Raw genomic sequence first — 12,740 nt, forward strand, 5'->3', positions numbered from 1 at the left:
GACGAATAGAAAAATAAGTTTACCGAGCGGTATAAAACACGCCAGATCTATGCTTTATACCTTGATGAGCGAGTTTGCAGCGAAAGCTTAAAGCATTTATCTGGATTGCTCTTCATGGTGGACACAATCGTTGTTGCGACTTTTCAGCTGTTTAGTCGTGACAGCTTAATCGTAATTAATAGCTAGCGTTAAGCCTTGGTAGTAATAAGGTATTTCTTTTTGTTATAACAAGGGCTTGATGAGTTTCTACTGCATATTTAGTCATCTTGTGTCGCTGTTTTAGGCGCATTTTAGTGTGTAAAAGTAAATAAAAATATTTTTTGACGAATTGGTAGGCAGTATTGTTTTCAATAGCGCATTAACAGAGTTGCAGTTCAATTGCATATAGAGGTAAGTGAATTTAGCGTTTTAATCCTGATTGTGTCAGCCGAAGTTACCAAAACTATTAATAAATTCAGCGGTTAATTAGTAATCAGGTTTCAGTTTGTTATTGGTTGCTGGCGGGTTAATTTATCGTCTTTGTCTGAATGTCTCTTGCTTCTATTGACTCATTTCTGTTTAGTTTTAAAGCCTGTTTTGCTGAGTTGATTTAGCTGAGTACAAAGGTATAACGGCAGTGATAGCCATATTTTTGACTGTTGAATCTTCATTCAATTGTCATATTCACTTCATAAATCTAACTCCAGTTTTGCCATTTTTAGCACTTGATTGTGAATATTGTATAAATTATAAATTTAAATGTCTTTTTAACAAAAGATTAACAATTATAAAAATATAACAGTCTAAACACGGTAAGCAGTGCTAAAAACAGCATTGATCACTTTTAAGCATTAGGTGATTTCGCCAAACGACCGTGCAGAATTGGAGTTACATATGTCAATCAAGTCATCTAATGTATGGATAAAGAAAACGCAGTTTAAAATGCATGCTATTGCTCTTGCCTGTTCAGCGGTTATGCTGCCGGGTATCGCGGTTGCTAAAGATCAACAAACTGCAAAAGTGACCGAAGCTGCAAAACCTGCTCATGGTGTTGCTAATAAAAATAAGCGTTTTGAGAAAGGGGCAAATATCCCCGGCCAACAACGTGGTGTTGATACCAGTACGCGTCAACAAGCGCCGAAGAGTAAGCCTGCAAAAAAGATTGAAGGACCAATGGGCAACCTTGGGCCTGCTGCTGAAGCAGAAAGTAATGTTTGTAGCAGTGAGCTTGCTAATTTAACAGGACAGGCGTTATTCGACTTTGTTCGACAAGCTGATATTTCTTGTATTTCTGAGCTTTACTCGCGTAACGATGCTGCATCTGTAGCTGCCTATCAAGTGGAAAATGTGGTTGCGGTTGCTAACCAAACCAAGAATATTGCTGCAAGCTACGATAGCCGCAATGGCCTTGAAATGCGTAACTTGTTCTATTTTTTACGCGGCGCATTTTATATCGAATTCTATAATGATGATTTAACTTATAGTGATACCCAAGCAGCTGATGCTGTTTACTCGGCACTGGCTGAGTATGCTAAAAACCCGCATTTATTTGATTTGAGCCAAAATGCAGGTGATACCTTATCCGAGTTCTTTACTTCTTGGTCAAGTGCCGATCATATTCTAGAAAGTGTGCCGGTTATTACCGATTATCTACAACGCTTTAATGCAGATTTCTTAGCGAGTAATCGCCATCGTGCGGCATTAACAAGTGCGTTAACAACACTGTATTACGGTAGTTGGGCTGAAGATTACAACAAAAAGGCCATGGAACATGGTGACTTGATTGACGCTCTGCTAAATATTGCGACCAGCGACTACATCATTAATTCTGCTTATCAATATGAGTCAACAGATGCCTTTCATGAGTTTGGTCGCTTCTACGAATATCAGCAGTACTGGAACTTACCGCAAAGCTTAAAAACTCGCCTTAATGATGGCGTGCAGTTATACATGAGCAAGTTTGAGCGTATGTCGGCTGAGTGGGCTGATGGTGCTGGATACCTTGATTACTATAATCCTGGTGATTGCGAGCAGTTTGGTATTTGTGGTTGGGAGGAAGAGCTAGAGCAAACGGCACTACCAATTAATTACAACTGTAGCGACACGATTTATATTCGTGCCCAGCAGCTAACGAATAGTGAGTTGCAAGACTCATGTGATCTTATGGGAGCAGAAGAAACCCTATTCCATAATGTGTTGGCAACGGGTTATCAACCAGTGGCAGATGATCTTAACGAAAGCTTAGAGGTTAATATCTTCGATAGTTACGACGACTATGCTCAATATGCTGGAGTGATTTTTGGAATTAGTACCGATAATGGCGGTATGTATTTAGAGGGCACGCCATCTCAAGAGGGGAACCAAGCCCGATTTATTGCCCATGAAGCAACTTGGACGGAAGACATTTTAGTTTGGAACCTCAAACATGAATATGTGCACTATCTCGACGGCCGCTTTAACTTATACGGTGCATTCAACTACTTTGATATTGATACCGGCAAATCAGTGTGGTGGTCTGAGGGTTTAGCTGAATATATCTCTAAGCAAAACCGCAATGATGGTGCGATTGGGTTAGCTCGCTCACAAGCTTATAGCCTAAGTGAGATCTTAGCTAACACATATAATAGTGGCTCAGAGCGTGTGTACAGCTGGGGTTATTTAGCAGTGCGTTTCATGTTTGAAAAACATCGTGCTGATGTTGATGCGCTGCTCGTGCTTGCCCGTGGTGGTGATGCTGCAGGCTGGTTAGCATATATCGATAATACGATTGGTCAAAACTACAATAGTGAGTGGAATGACTGGTTATTAAGTGTTAGCAGCAATGACGAAACCATAGATCCAGGTATTGTTGAGCCGGTGGATTCTGATGGTGATGGGGTTGCAGATCATTTAGATGACTTCCCATTTGATCCTAATGAAACTCGAGATACCGATGGCGATGGAGTCGGCGATAATGCTGACGCATTCCCGAACGATGCGAGCGAAACCACAGATAGTGATGGTGACGGCTATGGTGATAACTCCGATGTTTTCCCGAATGATCCAACGGAGTGGGCTGACTCTGACGGTGATGGCATAGGAGATAATGCCGATATTGATGACCCCGTTGAGCCTGTCGAGCATTGTGGTGTTGCCACAATTACCGATGGTAATCTCACCCAAGATCAAACTGAGTGTGTGGCTGGTCGCGACATCAACTACTTCTACACTTATATAGATGAAGATAACACGCCGCTTTATATCAACACTGCTGGTGGTAATGGTGACGTTGATGTGTACTTCAATCAGACTATTTGGGCTAAGCCATCAGCATATACCGCAAAAGCAACGACTGAGGGTAACTATGAACAGCTTAATGTTATTGCAAACCGTGGTTGGGTTTATATCAGTCTAGTGGCAAATACTGAGTATGACGGTGTAAGTTTAAGTGTAAGCTTAACGGATGGTGGTGATACAGGCACTCAACCTGTTGCAGTTGCTGATGCGTGCGCAACACAATCACCATATAGCTATGGTGGCGTTGAATATGGTGAGGCAATCTGTATTGCTGATGGTCATTCTAGTTACTACTTCTATGTACCAGCAGGCACAGCAGAGATAACCGTTGCTAGCGGCCATGGTAGCGGCGATGTAAACCTATACGGTAATAGCCAAACTTGGGCAGGACCTAACTCATTTGAGGTTAAGTCTGAAAACCAAGGCAACGTTGAAAGCTTAACCATAACTACACCAAGCGAAGGTTGGTATTACATTAGCGCTGATGGTGCACCTTCAAGCACAGGGGCAAGCTTAGTGGTAAACATTAAGTAGTAGATTATTGCAGTGCACCATGGGACTAGCGATATAAGCTAACCCTTTTAAAGCCGGCGTTTAAGCGCCGGCTTTTTTTATGGCTGTCGACACAAAGGTCGAGTCAGGTTAGGTTAATGGTTGTAGTGATAGCCTGAAATCAGATACAAGAAGGACTTTAAACTGATGATAAATAAAATACTGATGATATTAGTTGGACTCGTTTTAGTTTTAGGTTGCAGTTCAACTGATAGTGAGCAACAACAAATGGCCGCAACTCGCACCACTATGGTGATAAGTGGTGATCTAAGCTCGTTAAATACCAGCTCAAAAGCCTTTGCTTGGCATCCCACTATGTTTGCGGTACATGCTAATGACGCGCTTGATAGTGACGTGATTATTCAGCATATGCGAAATGCGATCACCAAAGTGATGCAAACTAAGGGCTATCATCTTGCTAAAGCCAATGAAACCCCAAGTGTGCTGGTGGGGTACGGTTTAGCGCTAGAGTCAGAAATGAGTGATAAAGAGATCTTACAAAAAGCGGGCTTGGTAGCTGGCTTATCTACCGAGGGGGTTGCAGATAAATATGAAAAGGGCTCGGTGTTGGTGGCACTATTTAACCCGAGGACGCCAATGCCTGTTTGGCGAGTATTGGCACAGGGATTTACCGACCTTGATAAAACACCATTACAGCGAGAACAGCGCTTTGAGCAGTTGCTTGCTACTATGCTTAAGCCATTACCCACGTTATAGCGAGTAAGTGGTACGCAGTATTATAGTGACATAAGGATTTAAGCAATACAGCTCTTTGATACCAATTACTGAGATCAGGACTATATTGTTGTAGTGTTATCGCCATAAACGCAGAAGGAATACTGATGAACTTAATTAAAGCGGCAGTACTTATTAGCAGTTTAATGATGAGCCTAACAGGCTACGCTGATGAGTGGGTCAAGGTTGCAGAGAAAACCGTTAACTACAAAACAGAGACTGATAAAGTTAGTGTTAAGAAAGCACAAAGACAGGCTAGCCATATAAAGTTGGTTTGCACCCAAGGTACGGTCAACATGCATAAGATTGAGTTAGTGATGGCTGACGGTAGCGATAAGCAAGTTAATAATTTGGGCGTATTAACCAAAGGCTTATCAAGCCGCAGTATTAGTGTGCCAGAAGGCGAGTTAAAGTCGATTGAGTTAACCTATGACAGTATTGGTAGCCAGACACTCGGAGTAGTTGGAGCTACTAAGAAAGGTAAACTAGAGGTGATGGTTAAGCTTAAAGCTGACAAAGATTAACTATTTATGCAAACAAGCCCTGTTGGTTACAGGGCTTGTTACTAAGATGTCTGTTAGCGCTTATAGACTGACACTTATTTCATAAGAGCCAAACTTGCGCATATTGATGACACCGGTATCAAAAATCAAATACTGGCCTTTTATGCCCAACAAAATACCTGACACTTCGGGATTTTTATCAAAATTGTGTGAGCTAATTTTGCTAGGGAAAGTCGTTACCGGATAATTAATCGTTTGGATCTCTTCATCAAGCGCAGTTACCGCAAATTCACCATGCTCTGCACTGATCTCTGTTAACCGTGCTGCAATTTGTGGTACTAAGCTTGCTGCTTGAGCTTTCAAATCGATATCGTCAGCATTGCCTTTTAACATTGCACGCCAATTGGTTTTATCTGCGATTAACTCAGCAAGTGCGGTTTCTACTAGACCTGAAAGCAAACGTGTCTCTACTTTAAAGATCGGTAAACCTTGAGTTGCCCCTTGATCTATCCAGCGGGTCGGGAGTTGCGTATGTCGAGTGATGCCCACCTTAATACCAGATGTATTTGATAAATAAACGTAGTGCGGCACAAAACAGTTAGCTTCGCCCCATGATGGCTCACGGCAAGTTCCAGCAGCAAAGTGGCAGGTTTCAGGTTTCATAATGCACATATCGCAGCTAGCTAGCTTTTGCATACACACATAGCAATGGCCCTGAGAGTAACTTTTTTTAGTTTTTTTGCCACAGTTACAGCAAAGAATTTTACCTGTATGAGTTAGCGTCAGTTGGCTACCAATAAGAGGATTTAAATCCAGTAACTCTTCACCAACAGGCAGCTGATATTGCACCACATTATTCTCATCTAAGTGGCTGCGCATTTTTCTTAACGTTCCAAGCATGATATTTCTATTTTTATCAGTATTTGCCTTAGTCTAACAGATTGTTAAACCAGATTTGGAATGGTTTTTCCGATTGCCTGAATTGGCATATTATTATGTTCAGCTCATGGTCGTGAATAACAAGTGTTATTGGAAACCGATGATTTTAATTTATACTGTTTGTATTAAATCAGTGATAGATATTGGCGAACAAATAGATGGACATTCAAACCGTTTGGCAGGCATACCGAGACAATATCAAGGCATTTCTCAAAGCCAAAGTGTCAAACCCTGATGATGTTGATGATCTACTGCAGGAGATCTTGATTAAGACTTTTGATAATCTGCATTCGGTACAGTCAGAGGCAAAAATTAAGTCTTGGTTATATCAAGTTGCCAATAACGCGATCATAGATTTTTATCGTAAACGTGGTCGTGTGGCGCAACTTGAAGGTGAAGCGTTATGGTATCAACAAGATGAGGAAAGTAACGAACAGGCACTTTCTCGCTGTATTGAACCATTTATCAATGCGTTACCTGAAGATAGCTCGGCGTTATTAACGGCAATTGATCTTCATGGGCAATCACAAAAACAATATGCTGCAGAGCATGGTATTAGCTATTCAACACTTAAGTCTCGAGTGCAAAAATCCCGTGAGCGGCTACGTGGGCTGTATGAAGAATGCTGCCACTTGTCACTGGATAAACAGGGAAATGTTGTAGATTTTGAACCTAAAGATAGCAATTGTAAGGGCTGTTAGTTTGCATTTAGGTACAGCCAGACTCGATAATAAATGATGTAATCGAGTCTGCTGTTTACAGGGTTAGCTTTGTGCAAGTTGTAATAGTTTAGGTAAGAAACGCGTATCACTATTGGCTATTTGAGTTTGCTCGGCAAGCACTTGCTGTAAGATCTCATGAGTCGTGAGCGGGTTTGCCAATACCACTCTAAACACAACGGCCTTGATATCCATTAGCTGGTGGTTCTCTGGATTGATTCGAGTACGAGATACAAATGAAGTACCTTGTTCACGTTGTGTTTTTTGCACAAACTTAGTTAAGCCATCAAGTAAGGTATTAAACTGCTTGAGGGTTTCGGTATCACCGGTTTCGCGAGCATTCGCCATTGCCAGTTGCACTGATTGTGGTACATAGCGGTAGGTTAACAGGCAAAGTTCTGGTTCAGATACCAATTCAAAATTGGCTTCTGCGCTAATTAACTCTGCAAAATATCGTGCTTTCTCAAGGCTGTTATTAATTAAAATCTCATAACCTTCACGACCAATTACTTGCAAGCACGCATGCACCAGCATAGCCATCCCCGGGCGAGACCCCTCAAGCGTTTGGCTACCTAGATCTTTTGAGCCTTGACGTAAAATATATTCAGCATGATGTTTAATGGCATTGGCAAAAGTCGGATCTTTGAAAATCACCATTCCCGCGCCCATAGGCACATACATCTGCTTGTGGGCATCAATCGTGACTGAATCTGCACGTTCAATACCTGCAAGCAGATGACGATATTTGTTTGATAATAAACTCGCACCGCCCCAGGCGGCATCAACATGGAAATGACAGTTAAGCTCAGCCGCTAAGTCGGCAAGTTCATTAAGTGGATCAATATTGCCCGTTTCAGTGGTGCCAGCAACGCCAACAATAGCCATGACTTTTATATTGTCTGCAGCAAGTTTAGCGGCGAGTTGTCGCATTTTTGCAACATCAACTTTATTGTCATTTGATGTTGGCACTTGAATGATATTTTCACGGCCAACACCAAGTAGATCGGCGGTTTTGGCTAACGAATAATGGCCTCGCTCAGAAACTAAAATAGCTAAATCATCATAGCCATAATGGCGCAGCCCTTTGACCAGCCCTTGCTTAGCAATACCCTTAAAGTCGCCGTCAGCTTTTAATAACTGATTGCGTGCAGTCCACAGAGCGGTGATGTTTGCGACAGTGCCGCCAGAGCAAAATGCACCAAGAGAGACATCAGCGCTATGCATCCAACTTTGGTAAAAAGCTTGGTCTTGGTTATAGACTAAATGATGCATCATGCCCAGCACTTGGCGTTCAAGTGGTGTGAAGGCTTTTGAGGTTTCGATTTTGACCAAATTCTGATTCAGCCCAACCATCATTTTCGATAGTGGTAGAACAAAATAGGGGAGCGCTGATGTCATGTGACCAATAAAGCTTGGTGCAGAGGTGTGCACTGAGTGTGCCACTAATGTTTGCATCATATTATCGGCGTAATCAGAGACAAATTGCGGCGCAGAGGGAATATGGTATTGCTGAAAATCTAACTCAACTTCTGAAAGCGGTTTTTCTACAGCGACAACGCTTTCTTGCAAAAAACCCATTAAATTTTGCGAGATGTTTTGTTCAATGACACTCAGGGTTGAGTCTGGGGCTTCTGGAACTGTAAAAATCCGCAGTAATGCCTCTTCTGAAGCGGTTGCTTTTCTTGGTGTCATTGATCTAACTATCTCTACTTATCACGCTGTTACTACAGCCTTTCAAAATGGGAAGCCACTTTACTTTATGCGCTTTTGCGCTTCAAGCATAAAAATGGCCAGCATTATACTTTTGGCTAGTATAGGGCACAGACTAACGCAGATAACGTGAGAGTCAAAGTTTGTCGTTTGATAGAGGTGGATAAGCAAGTTTTTCTTGAGGCATAGAATATAAAACAAAAGGGCGCTTAGCTGCGCCCTTTAATGGTTATTTTTATTGAGACTCAATGATGCTATTACAACGCTGTGCTACCGGTTTGCTGCTAATGCGTACAAATTGGCAATGTTTTTTGATGTACAGTAAAGGTTATGTTTCGCACTTGCCAATACCTCAGCAAGTGGCAGTGCTCTTGGGGTAATAGAAAATAACGCATCAATACCGTGTTCAAGTAACACATTGGCATCATCACTGACACACCCAGCGATAGCAATAACCTTAACATCTTGAGCTTTTGCCACGCCAGCAACACCCATGGGGGTTTTTCCATGTAAGGTTTGGCTGTCTAGTCGGCCTTCACCTGTAATCACTAAGTCAGCCCCTTTAACACATTCCGCCAAATTAACGGTTTGCATAACAATATCGATGCCAGGCTTTAACTGCGCGCCTAAAAACGCCATAACCCCTAAGCCCATGCCGCCAGCGGCGCCAACGCCAGGATAATCTCGATTATCAACAATACCTGTTTGCGCAATGATATCAGCGTAATGACCAAGAGCTGCGTCAAGTAGCTCAACCATTTGTGGGGTAGCCCCTTTTTGCGGACCAAAAATTGCTGAAGCTCCTTTGTTGCCACACAGCGGGTTATTGACATCGCAGGCGACCTCAAAACTGCATTTTGTGATTAGCGGATGTAGGTCTTTTAAGTCGATAGTAGCCAATTGAGCCAGTGCAGCGCCACCGGTTGCGATGGCTTTACCTGTATCGTCAAGTAAGTGAGCACCAATTGCTTGTGCCATGCCCGCACCGCCGTCATTGGTTGCACTGCCGCCGAGGCCGATAATAATATGTTCGATACCGCGATTTAATGCATCGACAATCAACTCGCCGGTGCCATAGCTGGTGGTGATAAGTGGGTTACGACTCTCTTCATTTACCAAGTGCAGGCCAGAAGCTGCTGCCATTTCAATAACTGCTGTTTTTTTATTACCTTGATATCCAGCACCTAAAACGCCGTAAAACGCTTGTACCTTGGTGCCTAAAGGCCCGGTGACGTTCAGTTTGATTATGCTACCTTGAGTGGCATCAACCATAGACTGCACAGTGCCTTCACCGCCATCGGCAACAGGGACTTTAATATATTCTGCATTAGGCAGGGCGGTGCGAAATCCACGTTCAATTTCGTTGGCCACTTCCATCGCCGTCAGGCTTTCTTTAAATGAGTCTGGGGCTATCACAATTTTCATGGGTGTTCCTATAGCGAAGTGTGGCTGTTTGCTATGAATGAAGCAGACTTAAGTTAAGATTTGATGAGTTTACTGCGAGAATTAGACGAGCAGGTTTTGCTGTTACACTCGTCTAATTCAATCTGTAATTTACGCTTAAAGTAGGACTAAGCTTAGCAAGTAAACCAACGTCATAGCGGTTATACCTTGAATAAGCGTTGCCATTGTTTGCGCTTTATAGGCTTGTTTAACACTCATGCGACTAAATTGAGTTACAACCCAGAAGAAACTATCGTTTGCATGAGAAACTGTCATCGCCCCCGCGCCAATAGCCATTACAGTTAGGACTCGGCCCATATCGCTCGCAAGGCCAATATCACCTAGCATAGGCGCAACCAGTGCAGAGGTTGCTACTAAGGCTACTGTTGATGAACCTTGAGCCGATTTTAACGCCGCGGCTACCACGAATGGCATAAAGATCCCAATCCCTAGTGCTGACAATGACTCACCTAAAAAGGTACCAATATCAGTCGCTTTTAGAACAGCACCAAATGCGCCACCTGCACCAGTAATCAAAAGAATTGGCGCAGCAACCACTAAGCCTTGGCTAATACGCTCGCTAAACTCTTTGACTTTGTCGTTACCTTTTAATAGAGATAAAGATAGCAATAGACCAATCATCAAGGCATTAACTGGTTGACCTAAGAAGGCCAAAATGTCGAACAGCATGCCATTACCAACGGGTGCTGACGGAAAGTTAGCAATTGAGCCTAAACAGATTAGTAAAATAGGTACGAAAATAGGTGCAAACGCACGAGTTGGGCTAGGCAGTTCACCATAAGCTTGTTTTAGCTTGTTGAAGTCCTCTTGGTGACTGAGTAACTCTTCAGCTCCTTCACCATCTGGTTGAACGTTGGCAAAGCGGTTTGCCCATAATGTGCCGGCTAGCGCGGCAAATGCGGCAACAAAAATACCGACGAAAATTACTAAACCAAGATTTGATTCAAGCCCTAAGTTACCCGCAGCTGCAATCGGCCCCGGCGTTGGCGGTACAAAAGTGTGAGTCGCATATAGTCCCGTTGCTAGCGCGACGCTCATAGAGACGCTAGAGACCTTCATACGGTTAGCCATTGACTGCTTGAGCGAGTTTAGAATCACAAAGCCTGAGTCACAAAAAACTGGGATTGAAACGATATAACCGATAATCGACATGGTTAATGTTGGAAAGCGTTTACCTAGTACTTTAATGACCACATCCGCCATCGTAATTGCGGCGCCGCTTTTCTCTAGAATGGTACCGATAATCGTACCAAGTACAATCACTAACCCTATGTAACCTAAGATCCCGCCAAAGCCTGAGGTAATGGTTTTGGCAATGTCGGCACTTGGTAAGCCATAAGCAAATGCTGCTAAGAATGACGCTAAAATCAGCGTTAAAAACGGATGGAGTTTAAATTTAGCAGTGGCAATAACGATAAACGCAATGACTGCCAATAAAATCAATACTAAGCTCATAGGAGTTCCCTGTATGGGTTTATTATTTATATGTAAGGTATGTTGTTAAAGCCAAATGGGAACCACTGAGATAAGTAGCGCACCAAGGTATTTCAGGCTGAAATATTATGCGGTGCTAGCTAGATAAATTCTTTGGTTAAGCTCACTAATTTTTCTACTGTTTTAATGATTATATTTGTGCGTCAGCACAAAAGGTTGTGGCTTGTTTTTTGCTGTTAAGGGTTTTTATTTAAGGTCTTATTCTTGTTACTATGTCTCATAATGATTTTGGTTAGTTTATATTGGTTTACACATACTTATGGAACTGTTCTCGCTGCTTTTGAAAATTCGTAATGAATATGGCTTGACCCAAGCAGAAATGGTGGAAAAATTATCTTTATTTCATAAGGTTTTTGCTAACCTAGATCTGATCACTTATAGCCGCTGGGAGCGAGGGGTGTCGATGCCCTCAACATTACGAATTATTCAGCTGCTTACTTTCGCTGAATATGATGTATTAAGTCATTTAATCGACTTAGATCTTAAGTTATCAAAAACTAAGATTAATCAGGTGAGGCGTATTGAGGCTCTGGCATTTGGTCAAGAAGACTTAATTCAAGCTTCCTATTATCCAGTCACTGACACCCGTTTTCATAAATATACCGAATCTACACCGCTAACTGATATGCGCAAATTGGCGCTAATTTGTGAAAGTAGCGCCAAGTTTTTTAATTTAACCGAACGCGATGTGCAAGAAAGATGTGAGCGGGCCATAAAGTTACAAGAGCAAGGCGCGTTGCACATGCTGACCTGTGAAGGAAGTCAAGATAACCTCTATGCTCACGCAATTGTCTCTGTACATAACGCTGGTGACAGAGCAGCGTTAATCGATGAGTTTGTCAATTTTTACAATACGCCTAGAGAGCCAGAAATTAATGGCGACAAAATCGTTTTCTTTCACTCAGTCATGAAGTTTAATTATCACTGGTGGGAGTTTGGTGTTTTTCATTTACTAAAACTTTTACTCGACAATCCTGATATTAAAGAGATCTTTATGATTGTTCGTGACAAAAATGCAGAACAACCTTATGTCGCTTTTGGTTTTGAAGTCTTAGCCGAGTATGAGGAAGAAAATCCTTTGGCAGGCATACGTAAGCTTATTGGTATTAGTCGCGATGATTACTTATCACATCATGGGGTGATCACTTGGTTAAAAGAACATGCACACTTTATGAAAGCCCAAGCTTGATTCGAGCAGCGATTATTCACCGGCTTCACATTTTGCTTTAGCGCTTTTATAGGCATAGTTAGATTTTGTTTTTCTAAAGTGCCCTGTAGAAGCTCGCTCCTTGCTGTTAGCATCTGCTCAAAATTACCGCACCTTGTTTCTCTCTATTGTGTAATTCCACAAATTACTGTTTAGACCATC

9 protein-coding genes are annotated in these 12,740 nt (G+C 42.3%); 5 read left to right on the plus strand and 4 right to left on the minus strand.

Going from position 1 to position 12,740, the window contains the following annotated elements; translation table 11 throughout:
• The first annotated feature begins 873 nt into the window (after positions 1–873).
• From L884_RS0114610 to L884_RS0114620, 3 genes are all read left to right on the plus strand, one after another.
• The gene (locus L884_RS0114610) at positions 874–3,789 is read left to right on the plus strand and encodes a M9 family metallopeptidase (protein ID WP_028768185.1); all 2,916 of its coding nucleotides are present in this window, start codon (positions 874–876) and stop codon (positions 3,787–3,789) included.
• 165 nt (positions 3,790–3,954) lie between these two features.
• The gene (locus tag L884_RS0114615) at positions 3,955–4,524 is read left to right on the plus strand and encodes a DUF4136 domain-containing protein (RefSeq protein ID WP_028768186.1); all 570 of its coding nucleotides are present in this window, start codon (positions 3,955–3,957) and stop codon (positions 4,522–4,524) included.
• 125 nt (positions 4,525–4,649) lie between these two features.
• Positions 4,650–5,066 carry a hypothetical protein gene (locus L884_RS0114620; protein ID WP_037411000.1) on the plus strand — a complete coding sequence of 139 codons (417 nt, stop codon included), beginning with the start codon at positions 4,650–4,652 and terminating at the stop codon, positions 5,064–5,066.
• Positions 5,067–5,126: 60 nt separating this feature from the next.
• Here the strand turns inward: L884_RS0114620 and L884_RS0114625 are convergent, their stop codons facing one another.
• Positions 5,127–5,945 (minus strand): DUF2797 domain-containing protein, encoded by an 819-nt coding sequence (locus L884_RS0114625; protein ID WP_028768188.1) that lies wholly within the window; start codon positions 5,943–5,945, stop codon positions 5,127–5,129.
• A gap of 197 nt (positions 5,946–6,142) precedes the next feature.
• Here L884_RS0114625 and sigZ point away from each other — a divergent pair, with 197 nt between their 5' ends.
• Positions 6,143–6,685 carry an RNA polymerase sigma factor SigZ gene (gene sigZ, locus L884_RS0114630; protein WP_028768189.1) on the plus strand — a complete coding sequence of 181 codons (543 nt, stop codon included), beginning with the start codon at positions 6,143–6,145 and terminating at the stop codon, positions 6,683–6,685.
• A 63-nt stretch (positions 6,686–6,748) separates the two neighbouring features.
• Here sigZ and panP read toward each other — a convergent pair whose 3' ends face one another.
• From panP to L884_RS0114645, 3 genes are all read right to left on the minus strand, one after another.
• Positions 6,749–8,395 carry a pyridoxal-dependent aspartate 1-decarboxylase PanP gene (gene panP / locus L884_RS0114635; protein ID WP_028768190.1) on the minus strand — a complete coding sequence of 549 codons (1,647 nt, stop codon included), beginning with the start codon at positions 8,393–8,395 and terminating at the stop codon, positions 6,749–6,751.
• A 288-nt stretch (positions 8,396–8,683) separates the two neighbouring features.
• Positions 8,684–9,838, minus strand: coding sequence for a glycerate kinase (locus L884_RS0114640; protein WP_028768191.1), 1,155 nt, complete (start codon positions 9,836–9,838; stop codon positions 8,684–8,686).
• A gap of 135 nt (positions 9,839–9,973) precedes the next feature.
• Positions 9,974–11,332: a GntP family permease gene (locus L884_RS0114645; RefSeq protein ID WP_028768192.1), complete on the minus strand. Its 1,359-nt coding sequence runs from the start codon at positions 11,330–11,332 to the stop codon at positions 9,974–9,976.
• 298 nt (positions 11,333–11,630) lie between these two features.
• Here L884_RS0114645 and L884_RS0114650 point away from each other — a divergent pair, with 298 nt between their 5' ends.
• Complete coding sequence (locus L884_RS0114650; RefSeq protein WP_028768193.1) at positions 11,631–12,560, plus strand: helix-turn-helix domain-containing protein; 930 nt, start codon at positions 11,631–11,633, stop codon at positions 12,558–12,560.
• The last annotated feature ends 180 nt before the right edge of the window (positions 12,561–12,740 follow it).

This window comes from Shewanella fidelis ATCC BAA-318, assembly GCF_000518605.1.
Taxonomy (GTDB): domain Bacteria; phylum Pseudomonadota; class Gammaproteobacteria; order Enterobacterales; family Shewanellaceae; genus Shewanella; species Shewanella fidelis.